The 23,117-nt window shown below is 58.4% G+C and carries 18 protein-coding genes and 1 CRISPR repeat array; of the genes, 14 read left to right on the forward strand and 4 right to left on the reverse strand.

From position 1 onward, the window contains the following. Nucleotides 1-7 precede the first annotated feature (7 nt). Nucleotides 8-1,531: an efflux transporter outer membrane subunit gene (locus tag ADIMK_RS05655; RefSeq protein ID WP_036184778.1), complete on the forward strand. Its 1,524-nt coding sequence runs from the start codon at nucleotides 8-10 to the stop codon at nucleotides 1,529-1,531. 15 nt (nucleotides 1,532-1,546) lie between these two features. Next, nucleotides 1,547-1,951 carry a VOC family protein gene (locus ADIMK_RS05660; RefSeq protein WP_036184780.1) on the forward strand — a complete coding sequence of 135 codons (405 nt, stop codon included), beginning with the start codon at nucleotides 1,547-1,549 and terminating at the stop codon, nucleotides 1,949-1,951. On the opposite strand, the gene ADIMK_RS05665 is transcribed toward ADIMK_RS05660, so the two are convergent. Further along, nucleotides 1,952-2,518, reverse strand: coding sequence for an NADPH-dependent FMN reductase (locus ADIMK_RS05665; protein ID WP_036184782.1), 567 nt, complete (start codon nucleotides 2,516-2,518; stop codon nucleotides 1,952-1,954). A 135-nt stretch (nucleotides 2,519-2,653) separates the two neighbouring features. Here ADIMK_RS05665 and ADIMK_RS05670 point away from each other — a divergent pair, with 135 nt between their 5' ends. The 12 genes from ADIMK_RS05670 (at nucleotide 2,654) to ADIMK_RS05725 (ending at nucleotide 19,695) form a co-directional block, all read left to right on the forward strand. Further along, entirely contained in the window at nucleotides 2,654-3,016 is a 363-nt protein-coding gene (locus tag ADIMK_RS05670; RefSeq protein ID WP_156042811.1) for a hypothetical protein, read from the forward strand. Between the two features lie 117 nt (nucleotides 3,017-3,133). Further along, nucleotides 3,134-5,866: a CRISPR-associated helicase/endonuclease Cas3 gene (locus ADIMK_RS05675; protein ID WP_036184787.1), complete on the forward strand. Its 2,733-nt coding sequence runs from the start codon at nucleotides 3,134-3,136 to the stop codon at nucleotides 5,864-5,866. Next, nucleotides 5,863-7,458: a type I-E CRISPR-associated protein Cse1/CasA gene (casA, locus tag ADIMK_RS05680; protein WP_036184789.1), complete on the forward strand. Its 1,596-nt coding sequence runs from the start codon at nucleotides 5,863-5,865 to the stop codon at nucleotides 7,456-7,458. The genes ADIMK_RS05675 and casA overlap by 4 nt, the downstream gene beginning before the upstream one ends. After that, the gene (gene casB, locus ADIMK_RS05685; RefSeq protein WP_036184792.1) at nucleotides 7,455-8,048 is read left to right on the forward strand and encodes a type I-E CRISPR-associated protein Cse2/CasB; all 594 of its coding nucleotides are present in this window, start codon (nucleotides 7,455-7,457) and stop codon (nucleotides 8,046-8,048) included. The genes casA and casB overlap by 4 nt, the downstream gene beginning before the upstream one ends. Before the next feature lie 11 nt (nucleotides 8,049-8,059). Beyond that, on the forward strand, nucleotides 8,060-9,094 hold the full coding sequence (gene cas7e / locus ADIMK_RS05690) for a type I-E CRISPR-associated protein Cas7/Cse4/CasC (protein ID WP_036184794.1): 1,035 nt from the start codon (nucleotides 8,060-8,062) through the stop codon (nucleotides 9,092-9,094). Between the two features lie 10 nt (nucleotides 9,095-9,104). After that, nucleotides 9,105-9,845 carry a type I-E CRISPR-associated protein Cas5/CasD gene (gene cas5e / locus ADIMK_RS05695; RefSeq protein WP_036184797.1) on the forward strand — a complete coding sequence of 247 codons (741 nt, stop codon included), beginning with the start codon at nucleotides 9,105-9,107 and terminating at the stop codon, nucleotides 9,843-9,845. A 1-nt stretch (nucleotide 9,846) separates the two neighbouring features. Continuing rightward, a complete protein-coding gene (cas6e, locus tag ADIMK_RS05700) occupies nucleotides 9,847-10,668 on the forward strand; it encodes a type I-E CRISPR-associated protein Cas6/Cse3/CasE (RefSeq protein WP_036184798.1) in 822 nt (273 codons plus the stop codon). 37 nt (nucleotides 10,669-10,705) lie between these two features. Further along, entirely contained in the window at nucleotides 10,706-11,626 is a 921-nt protein-coding gene (gene cas1e / locus ADIMK_RS05705) for a type I-E CRISPR-associated endonuclease Cas1e (RefSeq protein ID WP_036184807.1), read from the forward strand. Continuing rightward, nucleotides 11,623-11,916, forward strand: coding sequence for a type I-E CRISPR-associated endoribonuclease Cas2e (gene cas2e, locus ADIMK_RS05710; RefSeq protein ID WP_036184809.1), 294 nt, complete (start codon nucleotides 11,623-11,625; stop codon nucleotides 11,914-11,916). The genes cas1e and cas2e overlap by 4 nt, the downstream gene beginning before the upstream one ends. 95 nt (nucleotides 11,917-12,011) lie before the next feature. Continuing rightward, nucleotides 12,012-14,602: direct repeats of the CRISPR family, unit length 29 nt; unit sequence GTGTTCCCCGCACCCGCGGGGATGAACCG. Nucleotides 14,603-14,851: 249 nt separating this feature from the next. After that, nucleotides 14,852-16,069 (forward strand): tetratricopeptide repeat protein, encoded by a 1,218-nt coding sequence (locus ADIMK_RS05715; protein WP_197027485.1) that lies wholly within the window; start codon nucleotides 14,852-14,854, stop codon nucleotides 16,067-16,069. Next, complete coding sequence (locus ADIMK_RS05720; RefSeq protein ID WP_051692520.1) at nucleotides 16,069-18,444, forward strand: bifunctional diguanylate cyclase/phosphodiesterase; 2,376 nt, start codon at nucleotides 16,069-16,071, stop codon at nucleotides 18,442-18,444. Before ADIMK_RS05715 ends, ADIMK_RS05720 begins: the two co-directional genes overlap by 1 nt. Before the next feature lie 69 nt (nucleotides 18,445-18,513). Then, entirely contained in the window at nucleotides 18,514-19,695 is a 1,182-nt protein-coding gene (locus ADIMK_RS05725; protein WP_036184811.1) for an MFS transporter, read from the forward strand. Here the strand turns inward: ADIMK_RS05725 and ADIMK_RS05730 are convergent, their stop codons facing one another. From ADIMK_RS05730 to ADIMK_RS05740, 3 genes are all read right to left on the reverse strand, one after another. Beyond that, nucleotides 19,696-20,730, reverse strand: a complete 1,035-nt coding sequence (locus tag ADIMK_RS05730; RefSeq protein ID WP_036184813.1) for a TRAP transporter substrate-binding protein — start codon at nucleotides 20,728-20,730, stop codon at nucleotides 19,696-19,698. Between the two features lie 56 nt (nucleotides 20,731-20,786). After that, the gene (locus ADIMK_RS05735; RefSeq protein WP_036184819.1) at nucleotides 20,787-21,740 is read right to left on the reverse strand and encodes a PDR/VanB family oxidoreductase; all 954 of its coding nucleotides are present in this window, start codon (nucleotides 21,738-21,740) and stop codon (nucleotides 20,787-20,789) included. 112 nt (nucleotides 21,741-21,852) lie between these two features. Continuing rightward, a complete protein-coding gene (locus tag ADIMK_RS05740) occupies nucleotides 21,853-22,911 on the reverse strand; it encodes a Rieske 2Fe-2S domain-containing protein (RefSeq protein WP_036184821.1) in 1,059 nt (352 codons plus the stop codon). Nucleotides 22,912-23,117: the final 206 nt, after the last annotated feature.

The raw sequence follows: 23,117 nt of genomic DNA on the forward strand, positions 1-23,117 counted from the left end.
GCGTTTCATGTTGTCGATACTGCCTTCCCCATCCCATTCATCCCGCCAGTTGCTGCTACTGGCGATGGTTGTACTGCTGCCCGGCTGTGCCATGCTAGGGCCGGATTTCACCGCACCCGAGCAGGAGGCGCCTGCTGACTGGAGTGCTTGGCATAGCGGCCCTGAGCGGGCCAGCGCACCGGGTATCGATACCGATACGCAGCCCGCTGAAAAATGGTGGCTCGAGTTTGACGACCCGGTATTGAACCAGTTGCAGCAGCGCCTTGCAGAGGCCAGCCCCGATCTTAGAAGTGCAGTGCTCAACTTCGCAGGAGCCCGATTACAGCGGCAGATCGTCGCCAGTGAACGCGGTGTCGATGTACAGGCCAGCGGTGGTGTCAGTCGTCAGAAACTCAGCGAATATGGCACGTCGATGCGCATGGCCGCGATCTCCTCTCCGGCCAACAGCGATGCCTTGATTGGCGCACTCGCCGAGCCCTTTACGCTGTACCAGGCCGGTTTTGACGCCAGTTGGGAGCCTGATTTTTGGGGGCGTATCGGCCGCAGTATCGAAGCGGCCGAGGCTGGCAGTACAGCCAGTGCAGCGCTGCTGGATCAGACCCGCCTTGGGCTTAGCGCCGAGCTGGCTCGCGCGTACTTCGAGCTGCGCTCGCTGCAACAGCAAGTAAGACTTATGCAGCGTGATATCGGGCTAAAAGAAGATCAGCTGGCGCTGCTTGAAGCCAATCGCGCGGCTGGGCTGGTCAGCGATGTGCAGGTGGACAGCCTGCGTATGCAGCTCAGTGAGCAGCGTGCCGGGTTGCCGGCTCTGAACACGGGTGTCGTGGCATCCATGAACGCCATTTCGACCCTGCTCGGTGAGCATCCCGGGGCGCTGGATGCGCTGTTGCAGAGCGATGCTGTGGACACGTTCGATAGCATCCACAGCGCTGATCTTGCGTTGGGTGTGCCATCCTCACTGGCGAGGCGGCGACCGGATATTCGGGCCGCCGAGGCGCAGCTGCATGCCGCTACTGCCGAGATCGGTGTGGCGACGGCCGATCTCTACCCGCGTGTGACCCTGCATGCCGGTTTCGGCGTTGAGTCATTCCTGCAAAGCGCCTTTGGCAAGGGCGGCAGCGAATATTGGAGCATCGGCCCCGGCTTTTATCTGCCAATATTCAATCAAGGGCGGCTGAAAGCACGTGTGGAGCTCACCAAGATGGATCAGCAGCAGGCTGCTGTTCACTACCGGCAGACGGTGCTCAGAGCTTGGCAGGAGATCGACAACGCCCTGACGGCATACGCAGCAGAGCAGACCCGGTATCACCAGCTGCAGCAGAAGCTCGCCAGTGCCCGCAGTCAGCTTGAGATTAATCGGGCCAACCGCGCGGCGGGACTGAGCGACAGTAGTGTCGAAATAGCCAGTGAAAGCCTGATGCTGGGGGTTGAGCGACAGCTGGTCGACAGCCGGGCAACAATGAATATTCAACGAGTGGCGGTGTACAAGGCGGTCGGCGGAGGCGTTGACTCAGCCGGCGTCACTGAATAAGGGGAGGTTTTAAGGATGAAAGCCAAGATCAGTATGATTACCCTGGGTGTGGATAATCTGGAGCGGGCTACGCGGTTCTACCGCGATGGACTGGAGTTGCCACAGTTCGAGTTTGACAGTGAGGGCGTCGCCTTTTTTGATCTGGAAGGAACCTGGCTTGGCCTGTTCCCACGCGAGGCGCTGGCTGATGATATCGGCTTGGACAGCGCGCAACATAGTGGCTTCAGCGGTATCACGCTGGCTCACAATGTCGCGTCGAAGGCAGAGGTGGATGCCGTGCTGGAGCAGGCGGTCAGCGCCGGTGCAACACTGATTAAACCGGCGCAAGAGGTGTTCTGGGGTGGATACTCGGGTTATTTTCAGGATCCTGAAGGGCACTATTGGGAAGTCGCGTATAACCCCTTTATGGATTTGACCTGATTACTTGGCGCTTGTCTTGCGTGCCCAGTACAGGGCATTGCCCCACCAGGCGAGCTCGTCCAGCGTCTTCTCCAATTGGGCGTCGTCGCGCTCGTCGCCGGTGAAGGTGCCGTTTTCCAGCTTGCTTCGCACAGCGGCAATGTGCACCGCGCTGCTAAGAGGGGCCATCTGCAGCGTTACCAGCACCTGACGCAGCTGCTCCACGGCACGGGCGCCCATGGCTCCGCCATAGGAGATCACGCTGGCGGGCTTGCGGCCCCACTCGGCATAGACGTAGTCCAGCGCATTCTTGAGTACGGCCGGATAACCGTGGTTGTACTCGGGACAGATGAACAGAAAAGCATCGGCACGCTCGACGCTTTTGCCCCAGCGCTGCTGCTGTTCATCCTCGTATTCGCCCGCCGAGGGGCTTTTGGGCAGGTTGAACATCGGCAGCGGCCAATTTTTGAGGTCGACCAGTTCCACCGTCATGTCAGAGCGCTGCTTCGCCTGAGTGAACGCCCAGTCGGCAACAGGTTTGGCAACCCGGCCTTGGCGTACACTGCCGATAATGATTTGAAGATGCATGGCTGGCTCCGCGGTATGTGGCGATTATGGGAAGGATAGCACTCGCCTAGTAGGGTAATGCGTGATGCTGCGAAGCACAAATTGTGTAATTTGATTACACTGTCGCGGTCACTGTTCAAGCAAATGGAGTGCATGATGAATGACGATATGGAACATTGGAATGTTCAGGACAATATTCGCGATCTGGTAAGACGTCATCAGAATCAAATGGATGACTGCGTTGTTAGTGGCGCTAAGGATAAGGCCACGCAGACTATCAAATCAGAGCTCGATAGTATTTGTGACGCTCTCTCAGAAGAGCAGCAAGAAGCGTTCTGGAGCGCCTACCGCGAGGAGCAGGAGGCGTTAGCAGATGAGAGGCTGGAAGAGGACGCGTTGATCACGCAGAAAGGCTCAGCTGACGGCGTTGAAAAAGTATCCTCTGGAGGCCGAGTGTTGGCCTTTGCCTTACTGATTGCTGTAACCATTGCCTGTGCCATGTTCTTTGCGAACGGCTGAGTGTGACAACGGGCGTCACAGACAAGGCATCGATAGGGTGTTGTCGATGCCGTTTCGAACCTACGATCACCGGTTTAGACTAGTGCATGCGATAAGAACAAAGGGATAAGGTTCTGTATGCGACCGAGCTATTTTGGTTATTGGGGCAAAGCCAGAAAATCGGACGATCAAGCAGGTGATGAGTATCATCTGCTGCCTTATCATTGTTTGGATGTGGCAGCGGTTGGCTGGTGGATGCTGGCGCCGGGCAGGGCGCTGAATGAGGATCTGGCGCAGTTTCTGACGATCTCTCCCGAACAACTCCAGAAGCTGTTCGCATTTGTGTTGATGCTGCATGATCTGGGCAAGTTCGCATCGGCGTTTCAGAACCTCGTCATTATCGACGACTCTCCGTTGTGCCGAAATCCCGTCAAGAGTCCCTACGATTCCGGGAAGGCCCGTCATGACCGTATGGGCGCGCATTTCTGGCTGATGATGACTCAGGGGAAGTCATTATCGGCTTCGAGCCTGGGTTTCAAGGACACCGATTTCGGTGCCATGAATCAGTCACTCGAAAGCCTGAATATGCTGTTGGACAGCGTGTTTGGTCATCACGGTAAACCCGTTTCCCGCGAGTATCTGAAAATCCTCTCTTGTTATCGCCATCCGCTGGACGTCGAAGCCGCGTCCATGTTTGTGCGTGACTGTGCTCGATTACTGGAGCTGGAATGGCCTGAAGCGCAGTTGGCAGATAGGGACTGGTTTGCACGATTGCGTCAGGCAAGCTGGCATTTGGCGGGGCTGGCGATCCTGTGCGACTGGATCGGTTCGAATCAGGGCTATTTCCACTACTGTGCGGACGATGAGATCGAACTGGCCGCCTACTGGGAGCGTGCGAAAAGGCAGGCACTCGACGCACTGGCTCTGACCGAGCTGGGCAAGTCGATACAGGTGCAGCCTTTCGTGTCCGTGCAACAGCACTTCGGCTTCTCGCCAACCCCGTTGCAGAGGTGGGCCGAGACGGTCCCACTGTCTCAAGGCCCTCAGCTTTTCATCCTTGAAGATGTAACCGGCGCGGGTAAGACCGAAGCAGCTCTGACGCTGACGCACCGGCTGTTGGCGGCGGGAGAGGCCGATGGTTTTTACTTCGGGTTACCCACCATGGCGACCTCAAATGCGATGTTCGGACGGGTGGCCGACCACTATCGACAGATGCTCACCTTTGAGGATGGCGTGCCCAGTATTGTGCTGGCTCACGGTGCCCGGCAGATGCACGACGGTTTCCGGGAAGCGCTGTCGGAACGCAGCCCGCAAGATCGTCCCTATCTAGATGAAGATGAAACGGCGAGTCTGCACTGCAACCAGTGGCTAGCCGACTCCCGCAAGAAGGCCCTGCTTGCTCCCGTCGGTGTGGGAACGATTGATCAGGCCCTGCTTGCCGCGCTGCCGCGGAAGCATCAGCCGCTGAGGCTGCTTGGGTTGCACCGCAAGGTATTGATCTTTGACGAAGTCCACAGTGCGGACAGCTTCATGCTGGAGCTGTTGGAAGATCTGCTGACGGCGCATCTGCGACAGGGCGGCAGTGCCATCCTGCTTACCGCGACTTTATCGCAGAGTCAGCGTCGGCGACTGTGCAGGGCATGGCAGAAGGGGGCGGGATTGTCCCTCGAAGAGCGGCCGTTAAAGCGGGACTTCCCGCTGGCCACTCATCTCGATAGTTGCGGCAGGTTCGATGAAACAACACTGGAGAGCAGGCCGGAGGTCAGCCGGTCACTCAAGGTGGCGTTTCTGGCGGGCGAGCAGGCCTGTGTTGACGAGCTGATATCGGCCAGAGAGCGGCAGCAGTGTGCCGTCTGGATTCGAAATTCGGTGGATGACGCCATAGATGCCTATGACCAGTTGGTGCAGGCGACTGGATCCGAGCAGGGGATAACCCTGTTTCACAGCCGTTTTACGCTGAAGGATCGAAAGTCGATAGAGAATGGAGTGCTGGCGACCTTCGGCAAGCGTTCGACATCCGATGATCGAAAAGGACAGATACTTATATCGACCCAGGTGTTCCAGGAGAGTCTGGATGCCGATGCTGATTTGATGATCAGCGATATCTGTCCGATAGATGACCTGATACAGCGTGCCGGTCGATTGCACCGGCATCGACGGGACGCCGCAGGGAATCCGTCATTCACGGGAGAAGATGGGCGACCCGAACCGACGCTGCTGGTTCATGCGCCGGTTTGGCAGGAGACGCCGGATGGCAACTGGTTGCTGTCGGCGATGCGCAATACTGAGTATGTCTATCGCTCCCCCGGCAAGCTGTGGCTCGGGATGCGAGTGTTGCGCGACAAGGGTGAGATTCTCATGCCGGAAGGCGCGCGTGATCTGATCGAAGCCGTTTATGCGCCGGATGCACAGAACAATATCCCCGAAGCGCTTCAGGGCAAGCACCAGGGCTATTGTGGCGAAGAGCGCCACAAGGCATCTCAGGCGCTTAACCAAACCCTGGAGTGGGAGCAGGGTTATAGCTGGAAAAGCTCCCCCGTCTGGCTCGACGATGATGTGGAGATCAGCACTCGCTTTGCAGACAGAGAGATGGTGCAGGTGCTGGTGCTGAAAAAATCGGACGATGGCCAGTTACTGTTGTGGGCCGAGGGTGAGCCGTTCGCGTTGCAGAACAGTATCGTGAAACTGGCGAAAAACAGTATCGCCGATCATCTCGCGCCGCTGCCGGAAACAGAGAGGGTTGGCTATCAGGCATTGCTTGGGCGGCATCAACAAGCCAAGTATTTGCAGCCTTGGCTGGCTGAAGTGGATAAAGGTTTCGCTTACTCTCCTGAAAAGGGAGTTATCAGACAGAATAAGGAGGTTGAATGAATTTACTCACCGACCCCTGGCTCAGCTACCGCCTGACCGACGGTAGCGAGCGGGATCTACCTCTGGCCGAAGCGCTGGCCGATCCGCATGTGGTGGATTTTGCGTTACCGCGGGCAGACTTTCATGGGGCTGCCTATCAGTTGGCCATTGGCGTGTTGCAGACCGCGATGGCACCCGGCAATGTGCATCAATGGAATATGCTGTATCAACAGCCGCCGGCGCTCGATACGCTTCAGCAGGCAATCTCTCGGATCAGTCATGCTTTCGAACTGGAGGGTGAGGGCCCGCGTTTCATGCAGGATTTCGATGCGCTGGCCGACGCCAAACCTGCTCCCATCTCCGGTTTGTTGATTGAGGCTCCGGGGGAAAACACGGTTAAGCAAAACACCGACCTCTTTATAAAACGTGGTTTGGGGGATGCTCTTTCGCCGGGGATGGCGGCACTGGCACTGTTCACTTTACAGATCAATGCGCCGTCGGGAGGTCAGGGTCATCGTACGGGACTACGCGGCGGCGGTCCGCTGACAACTCTGGTGCTCCCACATGAGAACGATGTCTCTCTGTGGCAGAAACTGTGGCTCAATGTGCTCGACCGTGATGCCTTCCGCTACGACGATCCCGATCTTCATAGCCCTTTGATTTTTCCCTGGCTCGGTCCAACCAAAATCAGCAAGGCGAAGGGAACGGAAATCTACCACAACGAGGCCCACCCGTTGACGATGTACTGGGCGATGCCTCGGCGCATCCGGCTGATTTTCGAGGATGAGGCAGGCATCTGCGGGCTTGGTTTGAAACCCACCGGGCGCATCTGTCGCCAGTTGCGAACTGTTAATTATGGAAATAATTACGCCGGCACTTGGGGTCACCCGCTTACCCACTACCGCTTCAATCCGAAAAAGCCGGACGAGGATCACTTGTCCAGCAAGGGGCAGCCCGGCGGTATCCAGTATAAGCAGTGGCATAGCCTCGCCTATACCGACCGTGAAGGAGGAAGCCTCCCTGCAAAGGTTGTCAGTCGTTATCTGGAGGATCTGGCACCGTTTTTCAGTTTCGACTGGGGTGAGGTGCCCAGGCTTTGGGTGTTCGGTTACGACATGGACAACATGAAAGCCCGTGGTTGGTACAGCAATGAGTTCCCATTGATCCGGCTGGATCCCGATCAGCGCGACCGACAGTTGCTGGTGCTCAGGGATATGCAGTCGCTGGCTACGGAGGTGCTCTGGCAATGCCGAACGGCGGTCAAGTCCGCATGGTTTGAGAAACCCTCGGAAGCGAAGGGAGACACCAGCCAAATCGACCTGCAGTTCTGGCAGCGTACCCAAGCTGCTTTCTTTACGCTGGTCCGCGAGTTGCTGTCGTCAGCGGAGGATCTGCCACCCGAGGCTGCGAACCGCTGGTTGGGTGCCTTGAAGCGAACCGCCCAGGATATATTCGACGAACTGGGGCTGGAGAGTCTGGCGCCGGACCGCAATATGGCGCGCAAGATCAAGGCAAGGCGCAACCTGACCGGTTGGCTCGCCGGCAGCAAGCGGATCAAGGCATACAGAGCGGAGTATCGGCTCGACAGTCTTATCAAGGAGGAAAACCGATGAGTGAACAGACATCCGAGAGCACAAAGCCTTTTCCGGGTAGCGCTACGCTTCACCGCTGGTGGAAGTCGATGATGCTCTCTCCCGATGAATTGAAAGCGGACGATATACGTCCGGCGCCGACGGTGTACCGCGCAGAGCTGAAGCGGGCGGGGTCTCCGGATGCCGTGCTGTTGACCAGTGGTTTCCGGGCACTCTGGTTGAGTTTGCCGGATGAGGTGCGTGAAGAGAAAGCCCGCCCCTGGACGCCGTTGGCCTGGGCCACGGTGGCCGGTGTGCTCAGCTTGATCAACACCGACATGGAGGGGCGCTTTGCGATGGCCGTTGGTCAGGTCGATGCCGAGACCGACAAGGCAAAGGTCAGCGAACTGCGATTTGCCCAGTTGCAGGGTGCCAAAACCCCCGAAGATTTCTATCGGCGGCTGTGCCGTATCGTCAGGCAGTTGCAGGGAAAGGTTCCCGTCCGCTCCCTGGCCGGCGATATCCTGACCTGGTACGACGAACACAACCGCACACTGCCGCGACGCGCCGATAAACGACTTTCCGTTATCTGGGCCATGGACTACTACCGGGCCGCCGAAGCCAAACATTAAGGAGACAGGCTATGAGCAAATTTATCCAACTGCACCTTCTGACCTCTTACGCACCGGCCAACCTCAATCGCGATGATCTGGGGCGACCTAAGACCGCTCGAATGGGCGGTACCGAAAGACTGCGTATCAGTTCTCAGAGCCTGAAACGTCATTGGCGCACCTCTGACCTGTTCGAAGAGGCGCTAGGCGATAACCTGGGTACGCGCACCAAGCGTCTTGGCGTCGAAGTCTACAACAAGCTACGCACCCTCAACGTAGATGAAAAGCCCGCGAAAGAGTGGGCCAGAAGTATCGCTAAGGTGTTCGGCAAGGACAAGAAAGACAGTCTTGAGATCGAGCAGTTGGCGCATGTGAGCCCTGACGAATGGCAGGCGGTCTGGGCGCTGACAGAGCAGTTGGCAGCGGAAAATCGCGCGCCGGAAACGGAGGAGCTGAATCTGCTGCGCAAGAACAGCAGCGCCGTCGATATCGCAATGTTCGGACGTATGCTCGCCTCCAGCCCTGATTTCAACACCGAAGCGGCGTGTCAGGTGGCCCATGCCATCAGCGTGCATAGCGTCGCCGTCGAGGATGACTACTTCACCGCCGTAGACGACCTCAACAAGGGCGAGGATGGCATGGGCGCGGCGCATATCGGCGAAGCGGCGTTCGCGGCTGCGCTGTTCTACAGCTACATCTGCATCGACAAGGCGCAGTTGGTGGAAAATCTGAGCGGCGATCTGGAATTGGCAAACAAAGCGATCGCCGCGCTGCTTGAGGCCGCCGTCAAGGTGTCGCCCAAGGGCAAGCAGAACAGCTTCGCCTCTCGTGCCTATGCCTCATATGTGCTGGCCGAGAAGGGTGATCAGCAGCCGCGCTCCCTGTCTGTGGCCTTCCTTAAGCCGGTGGTGGGAGAAGATCAGGCCGACGAGGCGATTAAGGTGCTGGAGCGGCAGTACGAAAACTTCGACAAGGTCTACGGCGCGTGCGCCGATGCACGTCAATCCGTGAATGCGATCACGGGTGAGGGACGCTTTGACGAGCTGAAAGCCTTCGTGGCGGACTGAGGGAGGTACCATGAACTATCTGGTATTTCGTCTCTACGGGCCGATGGCCGGGTGGGGGGAGGCGGCTGTCGGTGGCGACAGACCGAGCGCTCTGCATCCCAGCCGCTCTGCGATCCTCGGCCTGGTGGCGTCGGCACTTGGTATCCGTCGTGACGAAGTTACGGCTCTGGATGAGCTGAGACAGGCATTGGGCGTCGGCATCAAGAGCTATACCGGCGGTGAACTCACACGGGATTATCACACGGCACAAGTGCCGTCTCATGATCGCAAGCGGCGTTTCTACACCCGTCGGGATGAGCTTGACGCTCCCAAACACAAACTCAACACAGTTCTCTCCAGTCGCGATTACCGTAGCAACGGCTACTGGGTGGTGGCGCTCTGGTTGTGTGGCGATTCTCGCCACGATCTTGCTGCACTGGCCGATGCGCTGAAAAAGCCGGTATTCCCGCTCTATCTGGGGCGTAAGTCTTGTCCACCGGCGGCACCTTTGATGCCAACGCAGGTTGAGGGAACGCTGAAAGAAGCGCTGGATTGGATCTTTCCGCCGTTATTGGATGATACGAAACAGGACCGTCAATGGTTGCGCATGGGGCAATATAGCCACTACTGCTGGCAGGGCTCAGTCGATGATCTGGGAGACTACGACGGTGTACAGAGCCGTAACGTATGGGATGAACCGATCAGCCGCGTGCCCTGGCAGTTCGGAACACGGCAGGAGCATCAGCTCACCCTGCCGGTAGGGGAGGAATAGGATGTTTCTGTCACGTGTGTCACTACAACATACCCCGGAAGGTCGAAAGGCGTTGCTGGAATCTGCGCAGAAAGGCGTATATGGCCAGCACCAGTTGCTTTGGTGGCTGTTTGAAGGCGATGAAAAACGCCAGTTCCTGTTTCGTGAGGAGCAGGGCGATGGGCGCATTGTTGCCAGGGGGGAGCCCTATTTTTACCTGCTGTCTCCGGAACAGCCCCGGGATGACTCCGGCCTGTTCCATATTGAAAGTCGCGCCTTTCAGCCACGATTGTCTGTTGAACAGAAACTGGATTTCAGACTCAGGCTCAATCCCACCGTCTGTCGACAGGGCAAGCGTCATGATGTGGTGATGGATGCACAGCGTCAGTGGCTGCAAGCCGAATGTGGGCGACTCGATCTGTCGATAGATGGGGCGAAGAAACGGATGAAATCCCGTCTGCTGGATATGGCGGGAGATGCCGAGCTGGTTCGATGGCGGGAGCTGATCGCCGAGGGGCCGTATCGCGATGATTGCGAGCGTCGATTGGGTCGCACGGAAACGCTGAATCTGGTGCTGAAAAGCTGTTCGGACTGCGCCGTGCGGGAGTGGTGGCAAAGTCGTTGCGAAGAGTATGGCATCGGGATCGAGTCCGGGACGGTGGAGATCAACGGCTATCAGCAGCAGCTTATGCCGGGAAAAGGCAGGGGCGCGGCTTTCAGCAGTTTGGAATTGTCCGGAACGCTTCGGGTCACGCAGCCGGAAACCTTTCTATCGCAGTTGCATAAAGGGTTTGGACGCGCCAAAGGCTTCGGCTGTGGTCTGATGATGATCAAGCCGGCATAGGTAGGCCCACTCACTGCAAAAGGCAAAGGAGAGTGCCATGGCTTTTATCCCCGCCAACCCCATCCCGCTTAAAGATCGCGTCTCGATGATCTTCCTGCAGTACGGGCAGATCGATGTGATTGACGGCGCCTTCGTACTGATCGACAAGACTGGCGTCCGCACCCATATTCCATTGGGCTCGGTGGCCTGCATCATGCTCGAACCGGGCACGCGAGTGTCCCACGCTGCTGCCAAGCTGGCGGCGACCGTTGGCACGTTGCTGGTCTGGGTGGGTGAGGCGGGTGTCAGGCTCTACGCCAGCGGGCAGCCGGGCGGCGCCCGATCCGACAAGCTGCTCTACCAGGCTAAACTGGCGCTGGAGCCGGAGTTGCGGCTCAAGGTCGTTCGCAAGATGTTTGAGCTCCGTTTCGGCGAGGAGGCGCCCAGCCGTCGATCTGTCGACCAACTGCGCGGCATCGAGGGTACCCGTGTCCGTGCGACCTACAAACTGTTGGCTCAACAATACGGCGTCAAATGGCATGGGCGCCGCTACGACCCCAAGGACTGGTCCAAGGGTGACAAGGTCAATCAGTGCATCAGTGCTGCTACTTCCTGCCTCTACGGCATTACCGAAGCGGCGATACTGGCTGCAGGGTATGCACCGGCAATCGGTTTTCTGCACACCGGCAAGCCGCTTTCGTTTGTCTACGATATTGCCGACATTATTAAATTCGAGACTGTAGTCCCTAAAGCGTTCGAGATTGCCGCGAAAAATCCGGTGGGACCTGACCGGGAGGTGCGGCTGGCCTGTCGCGATATTTTTCGCAGTTCCCGTACCCTCGGCAAATTGATCCCACTGATCGAAGAGGTGCTGGCAGCCGGCGATATCGAACCTCCTCCTCCGCCCGAAGACAGTCAGCCGCCCGCGATCCCCGAACCGGACTCTATGGGGGATGAGGGGCACAGGAGTCACCAATGAGCATGTTGGTTGTTGTGACGGAAAACGTGCCGCCTCGTCTCCGCGGACGACTCGCTGTCTGGCTGCTGGAAGTGCGGGCTGGAGTCTATATCGGCGATACCTCGAAACGGATTCGGGAGATGATCTGGGAGCAGATCGATGCCTTGGCGGAAGAGGGCAATGTGGTGATGGCCTGGGCGACCAATACCGAATCCGGTTTTGACTTCCAGACCTACGGTGATAACCGCCGTATTCCGGTGGATCTGGATGGCCTGCGTTTGGTTTCGTTCCTGCCCGTTAAAGATCAATAAGTTAGCGCTCTTTAAAAATCCGGAAATTGGATGAATGTACCGGTGGATTTTTAACGGGTGAAATAACCCTTTAAAAACAATAGTATCCATTTGGAGTGTTCCCCGCACCCGCGGGGATGAACCGCAGGGCCGCTGATGGATCTGGAACGGTTTGTTGTGTTCCCCGCACCCGCGGGGATGAACCGCAGAATGGCGATCGCATCCTGGTACTGCGTGGGTGTTCCCCGCACCCGCGGGGATGAACCGGACCCATGTAATAGCCGCTGCCGCTTACCGGCGTGTTCCCCGCACCCGCGGGGATGAACCGTGGATACTCGATAGTTTTATTGCGCACTCGCCGTGTTCCCCGCACCCGCGGGGATGAACCGACCCGTTCCCGCTGCAGGCGCTGACATCTTATGTGTTCCCCGCACCCGCGGGGATGAACCGCCAGTCAGACTGGCCAGGCCAAGCGCAATCGTGTGTTCCCCGCACCCGCGGGGATGAACCGTCGATCGACTCAGGTGTCACCTGCTCAACGCAGTGTTCCCCGCACCCGCGGGGATGAACCGGTCTATGGTGAGGCCGATCCAGATACGCCACGGTGTTCCCCGCACCCGCGGGGATGAACCGCAGCCGCGCTTTGTGGTGATGCCGGTGGCTGAGTGTTCCCCGCACCCGCGGGGATGAACCGGTTACCCAGGAAGACGCCGAGCTCGCATTTTAGTGTTCCCCGCACCCGCGGGGATGAACCGGAGTCAGCATGAGCGTAACCGAACGAAACGATGTGTTCCCCGCACCCGCGGGGATGAACCGATGACGCGAGGCGCCTTATCGCTAATCCAACCGTGTTCCCCGCACCCGCGGGGATGAACCGCGGTCAAGGTATCACGAGTACCTGCGCGCAGAGTGTTCCCCGCACCCGCGGGGATGAACCGTGCTGACCTTTGGCGCCAAGAAGTACGCACCCGTGTTCCCCGCACCCGCGGGGATGAACCGGGGCTTCGAACGAGGAGATCATTATGACCCAAGTGTTCCCCGCACCCGCGGGGATGAACCGCCTCGCGACACGATGCTCAAGGTGCCGCTCGGGTGTTCCCCGCACCCGCGGGGATGAACCGTCTTCTGTATCGAGGTACGACCCGTTCAGATCGTGTTCCCCGCACCCGCGGGGATGAACCGATCGTCCATAGCGCGCCACCGATTGCCAAGACGTGTTCCCCGCACCCGCGGGGATGAACCGGAATCATCATGGCATACCGTAATGCGAAGCGTGTGTTCCCCGCACCCGCGGGGATGAACCGTGAACAAAGGCCGCTTTGGCGCTCTCGCCGCGGTGTTCCCCGCACCCGCGGGGATGAACCGTAGTCGGGCATTCGAGTCATGGCTTCCATCACGTGTTCCCCGCACCCGCGGGGATGAACCGTAGATCCACTGTATCTACGGTTCTCATGGATTGTGTTCCCCGCACCCGCGGGGATGAACCGGTCGGGAATGATGTATGGGTGCATTTGCCAGCGTGTTCCCCGCACCCGCGGGGATGAACCGCTTGAGTTCGCACGCGTCGCGTTCCGCTTTGGGTGTTCCCCGCACCCGCGGGGATGAACCGCGTTTTAACCCAGTGTTCTTCGGCAATAATCTGTGTTCCCCGCACCCGCGGGGATGAACCGCGAACCGATGCCATTTCACAAACACCGGCCCGGTGTTCGCCGCACCCGCGGGGATGAACCGTTCAAGGATCGTATGATTACGATCATTCGCGAGTGTTCCCCGCACCCGCGGGGATGAACCGGCTGTGCGCGGCGTTATGGGGCTGCCGAAGGAGTGTTCCCCGCACCCGCGGGGATGAACCGCTTCTCCGAATCAGATCGGGCCAGCAGATCATGTGTTCCCCGCACCCGCGGGGATGAACCGTTCAATGTCGCTAGCTATATCCCAGGACTCGTGTGTTCCCCGCACCCGCGGGGATGAACCGGCCGTCTTCGGCCCGGCTCACTGTCGCAGATAGTGTTCCCCGCACCCGCGGGGATGAACCGCAGAGGCAAGGCTGCAGGCTTATACGTTGAAAGTGTTCCCCGCACCCGCGGGGATGAACCGCACCGACTCCGGTGTCGCATCCACCTCCAACGGTGTTCCCCGCACCCGCGGGGATGAACCGGTTCAGGTGATGGGGAACGGCCCCGAGTTTGAGTGTTCCCCGCACCCGCGGGGATGAACCGCAGGCAGAGGATGAGCTGACGCCCGCAATGGTGTGTTCCCCGCACCCGCGGGGATGAACCGTGGTATGGGCCGCGCTCGATGGGGATTATGAAGTGTTCCCCGCACCCGCGGGGATGAACCGCATCAGCCGATCAGCTGCCGCGATCTCTGTGAGTGTTCCCCGCACCCGCGGGGATGAACCGGCTACAAGGTGCTTTCTCAGGCTCAGGCGTAAGTGTTCCCCGCACCCGCGGGGATGAACCGTGGTACGTAAGAGTTAACGAGGAACTCCAATCGTGTTCCCCGCACCCGCGGGGATGAACCGGGCGCTGAAGTTCTGGCCCTCGTAGAAGCCCAGTGTTCCCCGCACCCGCGGGGATGAACCGGCCGTTTACTTCGCTATCACCATCCTCAAACCGTGTTCCCCGCACCCGCGGGGATGAACCGGGAACTATGATGTTCCCGAAACAGACCACAACGTGTTCCCCGCACCCGCGGGGTAAAATTGATCCACGATTCACAGTAGTATCCGAAAATGATTGAGTATTCGCTGTCGAAACATTAAGCGATCAACGTCAATTACCCGTATCCTGGGGATGAGAGGTCGATTTATTTCCTCCACCACTCACGTCAGATGCAACTTTTTCGCCGCTGGGTATTCTGAGGAGAGTGGGGGAATGTGAACCGGTCTTGCGACGGTTCTGTGGACGGACATATCTTGTTAGTATCACTGGACGCCTGTTAGTGGAGAATGGATTTGCGTCGTTTTGCACTGTTGTTATTAGGTATTGCCATCTTGTCGGGCTGCAGTAGCAGCGGCCTGAAGGACGATTCCGTCTTCAAACACCCGTCCCAATGGCTGGACAAGACCGGGGGGGTTCTCGGTAACTGGGGTGGGGCGGAGCGCGACGATGCCTATGATCTAGAGGTGGATCGCCTGTTCGAGCAGCCCTACATCGATCCATTGACCCGCTATCTCGAGCGCTATCGCAACGATGAGTCGCGTGCGGCACATCTGCAGCGTGTACTGGATGAGCGCGAGCGTCGCTGTGACGAGATCGCAACACGCTACGCCGACCGTCCGCTGACGGATCAGACGCTGGATCAGTACCGTGCCGGTTACGCTTACTCCTGTCCCAAACAGGTGGAGGTCTTCGCGGAGCGGTTGGGAAGCGCCGGTCAGGGCGGTAAGGAACATAGGACGACTACTCCGGTTAAGCCCTCTGAGGAGATTGTCTGGAGCGGTCAGTTGGCGCAGCAGCTCAATGACTGTTATCTGCTAACGACTATCGGCAACTACAGCGATGCGCGTTCAGCCTGTGCAGGTCCTGCAGAGAAAGGTGATCCGCGTGCGCAATACAATATGGCACTTGTCTTCCGGTCTCTCCGGCAATACGAAGAGTCTTTGAACTGGGCGCAAATGGCCTCACCCCACAGTGCCGAGGCGCGCTACCTGCTTGGCCAACTGTATGAAGCCGGGCAGGGTGTGGAGAAGGATATCGATAACGCCCTGAGTTGGTACCGTGATGCGGCCGAACAGGGTTACCCTGCCGCGCAATACAAGGTCGGGCGTTTCCTCGCCGAGGGGCTTGGGAGTGAGCCTAGCCCAGCTGCCGCCATGGGATGGTACGAGCGTGCGGCTGCGCAAGGGCAGGCCGAAGCTCAACTGGCTTTAGGTAACATGCTGCTGCAGGGCGAGAGTGTCACGGCAGATCCTGTTCAGGGTCGTTACTGGGTGCTCCGGGCGGCGCGTCAGGGGCTGGCCAACGCTCAGCTGCTGCTCGGCGAGCTGGCCGAACAGTCTGATGCGACAGTCGCCAATCGCGCTGAAGCGGCCATATGGTATGAATTGGCCGGACAAAACGGTATCGAAGACGGGGCTGTACGTGCTCAGCACCTGCGCGTGGAGTTGGCACCGGAAACCCTCCAGGATGCTCGTATCAGGGTGCAGAATGCACTGGAGGGTGGGCGCTGATGCCGCTAATACGTGCGCGTCGTCTGCGTCGATGGCTGATGGGCCTCAGTGATGCTCTGCACGCCTCCTCCAAAAAATCGATCAAGTGGCTGCTGATGTTGCTGGTGGCGCTGTTTCTCGCCGGCATGTGGATTCTGTCATCGCTCAACCTCAATTATTCGCAGAAGGCGTTGGCAGAGCTGCGACGTGACGAGATCGAGGAGATCTTCCTCTCCAGCCTCAACCAGATTGTCTCCCGTCAGCATGTCTACGGTCTGTATACCGAAGGGCTGGGACGTTTCGGCGAAACCAGCTACCGCGTGGCCGGCGATAACCTGAAGCCGCAGATCGAGAAGTCGATGCGGCAGATGTTGCAGGACTTCTCGGGCGTCGCGGGTATCGGTATTTGGTTCGAGAAGGGGCTTTTGCCTGACACTGCTCGTGACTATAACCCCTACGTCTACCTGAGCAACGACGGCAGGGTGATGACCGTGCCGAACGCCGGAGCCTCCAAGGGCTATCGTGACCAGAGCTGGTTCAAGATGGTGATGACGGATGATCGTCTTAAGCGGCTGGCGCCCAAGCAGCAGTTCTGGACACCGGTTTACTACAGCCGTGAGACCGACAAGGCGGTCATGACGATTGTCATGCCTATGTTCACCGACCAAGGACGGCTGCTGGGGATGGTGACCACCGACTGGGAGGCGGAGCAGATTATCGATCTGGTCAGTCGGGTTCAGGTAACGCCGAACAGTTTCTCGTTTTTGATCGACAGCAACAACCGCAAGCTGTCTAGCCTCAGCCGCAGTGATGATCCGCTGCACGCCCAGCACATTATGGATGCACTGGTATCGCAAAGCCCCACCTACGTGGCACCGGGCTATAACGCGATGATCTCGAATAAAACCCCGAAAGAGAATCTGGCGCCAAGTGAACTGGCGGTAGATGGCGTGGATTACGCACTGTATCTGGCAGGAACACCCGCCGGGATGAGTTTTGGCATCGGCGTGCCCCAGGATGAGATCGATTCCATTCTGGTGCCGATGCGCGATAGCAACTACCGGATCCTGACGATCACGGGTCTGGTTATGCTGCTGCTGTCGGGCTATTTGGTGTACCGCATCTCCGAGCTGGTTAAAGAGTTGCAGGCCTCCTATACCGATGAGCTGACCGGGCTGCCCAACCGCGCGCGGCTGCTACAGGACCTCAATCGTGCCGTCGACGGTACGCTGATGTTGATTAACATGGATAGGTTTAAGGAGATCAACAGCCTGTTTGGTCACCGCTGCGGCGATCAGGTGTTGCAGACGCTGGCCGAGCGTCTGCAGCCGTTCATTAAGAGGTACAAAGCGTGGAAGGGGGCCCGTCTCTACCGGTTGCAGGGTGATGAGTTCGCGATATTCGGGCCCCGCGTTGAGGAGGACTCGCCGCTGTTGCTGCAAGTTTTCAGCGATTTCGTGCAGGAGCAGCAGCTGCTGTGGCAGGAGCAAGAACTCAATGTCGACGCCACCCTGAGCCTGGCCCATGCGAGCGAGACGGGGCGGGGGCGTCTGGATAGACTGCTAAGCCAGGCAACCGTGGCATTGCGCCAGGCGCGTTTGCAGGGGCTCAGTTTTCATACATACGACTCGGAGCAGGGCGTCGAACAGGTCTATGAACAGAATCTGGTGTGGGCCAGACGGGTCAAGGATGCGTTGCAGGCCGAGCGTTTCGAGCCCTGGTTTCAGCCCATACTGGATAACCGCAGCGGTGCGATTGCCAAGTATGAGTGTCTGGTCCGCATGATCGATGGCGAAGGCAACGTTGTCTCACCCGGGCTGTTTCTGGGTGTGGCGCACCGGTTACGTCTAGGTCGGCAGATCACTCGCATCATGATCGACAAGTGTTTCGCGGCCTTTGCCGACCAGCCGTTCGAGTTCTCCATCAATCTGGCCTATTCCGACATGATGGATCCGGAGTTGACCGCCTATGTGTGCGAGCGGCTTGAGCAGAGCGGTGTCGGTTCGCGGGTTATTTTCGAGCTGCTTGAGTCTGACGGCATCGATAACTACGATGAGATCCGACGTTTTATCGACCGGGTGAAAGCTTTCGGTTGCCGCATCGCTATCGATGATTTCGGCACCGGTTACTCCAACTTTGAACATCTACTGCGCCTGAATGTGGACCTGATCAAGATCGATGGCAGTCTGATTCGGCACCTGCATCAGGACCGCACCGCCTATCTGGTGACACAGGGGATCGTGCAGTTTGCGCGCAGCCTCGGTATTGGCACCGTGGCCGAATTTGTGCACTGCGAGGCGGTTCAGCAACAGGTGATCGCACTCGGTGTCGATTTTTCTCAGGGCGAATATGTGCGTATGCCCGGTCCTGATCTGGTCGAGGACTGCGCCGCCTGAGCCGCAGCTGATCACCATGCCTTCCGCCTGCTATAGTGTCCGCTTCACATCGCACAATGGATGATCAAGATGCTGCCGATAACGGTATGGGGGTTGGCGCTGGGACAGGCGCTGTTGGTGACGGGCAATATCCTGTTGGTATCGGTAACGGCGCTCATCGGGCAGCGCATCGCCCCGGATCTGGGGCTGGCGACGCTGCCGGCGGCCTTGCAGTTTCTGGGGTTGATGAGTGCGACACTACCGGCGGCGCACCTGATGCGCTGGTTCGGGCGAAAGATCGGCTTTCTGACCGGTAACCTCATCGGTGTCAGTGGCGCAGTACTTGCGGCGGTAGCACTGGCGCAGGCCTCATTCGTGCTGTTCTGTATCGGTACCTTTCTGCTGGGCGTGGCCATTGGGGTTGGTCAGCAGTATCGTTTCGCCGCCATCGAAGGCTGCTCCCCCGCCCAGCACCCGCGTGCAATCGGGCTGGTCATGGGCGGTGGTGTGCTCGCGGCGATTCTCGGGCCGAATCTGGCGATCTGGTCCGGGCATCTTGCGCCGCAGAGCGACTATCTGGGCGCGTTCTATGTGCTGATCGGGTTGTATGTCATTACGACGGTGCTGATCGCCTCACTGCCGCTGCGCGCACCGGACTATGCCGAGCAGCACGGTGAGGTGAGACCCTATCGAACCTTGCTGAGGCAGCCGGCACTGGTTGCGGCGGTGACAGCAGGTGCTATCGGTTATGGCGTTATGGTGTTGGTGATGACGGCGACACCGTTGGCGATGCAATCCTGTGGGTTTGCCTTTGATAGTGCTGCCAGCATTATCCAATGGCATGTGCTGGGGATGTTTCTGCCCTCGTTTTTTACCGGCCGTCTGATTGCCCGCTTTGGCGATACCCGTATTATTCAGATCGGTTGCCTGCTGTTGATCGCCTGCGTGCTGCTCAACCAGTTGGGCGTGACCTATTGGCATTTCTGGATGGCATTGGTGGCACTCGGTGTGGGTTGGAACTTCGCATTTATCGGTGCAACCACGTTGCTGACACACACCTATTTCCCGGCCGAGAAAGCCAAGGTGCAGGGGATGAACGATTTTCTGGTGTTCGGGTTTTCAACGGTGGGGGCTTTGATGTCCGGTCAGCTGCAGGCGCTGGTGGGATGGGAGATGCTGAATCTGATGATGCTACCGGCGATTGCGCTGGCGATGGTGCTGGTGGCATGGAGTGCGCACCGCCTGCGTAGGCAGGCGGTGGCGGTGCAGTGATTACTCCAAGGGGCAGCTGTCGCTGAGTTCCAGCGCGCGGGCGTATACCTTGCGTGCTGGCAGTCCCTTGCCTTCCAGTTCGTTGAGGACCGCTTCGGTGGTTTCATCCAGTACCGGTTTCCATGCCGGGTTGTTGGCACCGCCCTCCACGGTGTAGATCTCCTGACCGGCATCCAGCGCCTGCTGACGGCCAACGGTGTCAGAGTTGTCGAAGTTAACCCCGGCAATCTTCGCCCAAGCCTTGCCTGAGGCATCGTCGATCACCTGCTTGAGGTCGCCCGGCAGCGAGTTATACACATCCTTATTCATGGTTACGACGAAGGCCAGCGAGTAGAGGCCACCCACTTCGGTGTGATAGGGCGTCAACTCGTTCAGACGGAAAGAAAGCTGGCCTTCCCAAGGGAACATGACGCCGTTGATGACGCCGCGCTGGGCCGACTGATACGTCTCTGGAGCGGGCATGCCGACAGGCTGCGCGCCCAGTCGGGTCAGCATGTCGCCGACCACAATGGTCGGACGGCGGATGCGCATCCCCTCCAGATCAGCCGGTGTTTTGACCAGCTTGTCGGTGGAATGCAGGTGGCCCTGACCGTGTGTGAACAGGAACAGCGGATGGGTATCGGAGTACTCGTCGGCGATCAGACCCTCGTCAAACAGACTCTGCACCACACATGAGCCCTGAACGGCAGTTTTGACAACGCCTGGCAGCTCGATGACCTGAGTCAACGGGAAGCGGTTGGCCGAGTAGCCCTGAACCGTAGCGGTCATGTCCATGATATGGTTTTTGACCGCATCATACTGGGCAGGTGGCTTGGCTAGCGTGGAGGAGGGGTAGATTTCGACCTTGATTCGACCACCGGATGCTTTCTCTACCTCATCGGCCCAGGGTTGGAAGATGTTTTTCTGTGTGCCGGCGACGCTTGGCCAGATATGGCCGAAGCGCAACGTGACATCTGCTGCTTGAGTGCTGGTTGCGGTGCCCATCAGCATGACGGTAGAAGCGGCGATTGCCGCGCCCAGTTTCTTCAAGTTCATAGCGTCTTTCCTGTTTTATTGTTATTTGGTTAATGTATTAACTACGTTATGCGGCGTCAGATATCAAGTACAAGGCGTTTACTTTTTGATCGGGAGCAGCAGGGCGCAAACTCTTCGTTGGTGGCTTTCTCTTCGGGCGTGAGAAACATGTCCCGATGATCCGGTTCACCTTCGAGTAGTCGGGTTACACAGGTGCCGCACACGCCGTTTTCGCAGGCAAAGGGAATATCGATATCGCGCTCTAGCAGCACTTCAAGCACGCTGCGATCCGCCGGGATCTCGATTACATCGCCAGAACTGGCCAGCTGCACCTCAAAAGTGCTGTCACCTTCATGGTCCACCTCTTCTGCGGCGAAATACTCACGATGAAGCTGCGCATCGCTCCAGCCGCACTGATGAGCGGTTTCCAGAATATGGTCCATGAACGGGTTGGGGCCGCAGACATAAAGATGCGTATCCGGCTGTGGCTTGCTCAACAGAGCCTGTGCATCCAGTCGGGTTGAGGGTTCCGCGCGGCTGTAGTGGAAGCTGACGCGATCGGCAAATTCAGATGCGCTTATGCGCTCACGAAACGCGGTCTGCTCCGGCGCCTTGGTACAGTAGTGCATTTCAAATTCCGCGCCCTGATGGCTCAGGCGTTCGGCCATGCACAGGATCGGCGTTACACCGATACCGCCGGCGATCAGCAGGTGGCGGTGTGCACTGTGCTCAAGCGGGAACAGGTTGCGGGGCTCGCTGATGACAATCGCATCGCCCTCGTTGACCTGATCATGAACAGCGATTGAGCCGCCTCGGGATTTGGGGTCACGCAGCACCGCGACTTCATAACGGTGCTGCTCGCCCGGATGGTTGCACAGCGAGTACTGGCGAATCAGCCCGCCGGGCAGGTGAATATCGATATGGGCACCGGCGCTGAATGGGGGCAGCGCGGCACCGTCGGGGCGGGCCAGTTCAAGCAGACAGATATCCTCTGTCTCGGAACGCTTGCGCGCGACAATAACATCAATCACAGCATGCTCTCTTAGCCTGCAGCGCAGGCTGAAACTGTCTTTCTATTTATAGTCGATTCACGGGCGGTCGGCGCGACCGGCCCGTGAAGCTTTATTATGGTTGTGAAACGTATCAGGCACTGACGCTTTCGAGCGGGATCCGGCTTTGCTGTTCCTCTTTTTCCAGCTTGTCGATCATGCGGCGTGCTTGAACGCCGCCGGCGTCGATATCAAGCTTGAGCAGGTCGTACTCGGGGAAAAGAAGCAGGTTTGCCTGCTGGCGCTCCAGCATCTCCAGATCCTCGGCAAAGATACCGCCCTGTCCGGTGCGGATAGCGTCGGTCAGCTCCTTGTCTTCGGGCTTGAAGTTGCGCGCCATGCCCCAGAAGTACCAGTGGCTGGTTTCGGTTTCCGGCGTGATGAAATCGACCACGATGCTGTTCACCCGCTTGTCGGCCGGTGCGTCCTTGCCGCCGTGTCCGGCGAGCGCGACGCCCACGTCAATCAGTACATGGCTTGGCAGTGAGAAGCGGCAGACCTGCCAGCGGTCCACCGGCTGATCATCGGGCAGGCCTTTGGTGCGCAGGTTGGCAGCCCAGAAGGGCGGTGCTATCACGTTATCCATGAAGCGGCTGGTGACGACCTCACCGTCGACGACACGGGTTTTGACCGGTGCTTCGTCGATCTCTTTCTGGCCGATGCTGGTGGAGTGCACGTAGGTCTCATGGGTCAGGTCCATGAGGTTGTCGATCATCAGCTTGTAGTCGCAGTTGATGTGGTACAGACCGCCGCCGTAAGCCCACTCGTCACTGACAGCCCATTCGAGGTGGGGGATGTCGTCGGCATTGGCAAGGCTCGCATCACCGGTCCAGACCCAGACGAAACCGTAGCGCTCTTCAACCGGGTAGCTTTTGACACAGGGGAAGCCGCCGACGCGCTGTTTCGGCATGGATACCGTTTTGCCGTCGCGTCCCATTTTCAAGCCGTGGTAGCCGCACACCAGCTGACCATCTTCGATATAACCCAGCGAGAGCGGCGCACCGCGGTGGGGGCAGAAGTCTTGCACGGCGGCCACCTTGCCGTTGTTGTCGCGGTAGAAGGCAATCTGCTCACCGCAGATCTGGCGACCGAGGGGCTTTTCAGCGAACTCATCGGGCGTACAGGCAACGTACCAGCAGTTCTTGGGAAACATGACAGGGCTCCTCTGATTGGGAATTTTTTTAGTTATGGATCCAATATGGGTCGTATATTGCCCCAAAAGAACAAAAGAAGGCTAGAATGGATCCATTGTATTTATCTAACAACTCATTGATATTGATTGTTATGGTTTATAACAATGGGTCTTTCTTTAGCTGGTGGCGCTTATTCTGGCGATTCAGGACTATCTGGACCCGTGAC

Origin of the sequence: Marinobacterium lacunae (assembly GCF_000705555.1) — a bacterium.
GTDB classification, from domain to species: Bacteria; Pseudomonadota; Gammaproteobacteria; order Pseudomonadales; family Balneatricaceae; genus Marinobacterium_D; species Marinobacterium_D lacunae.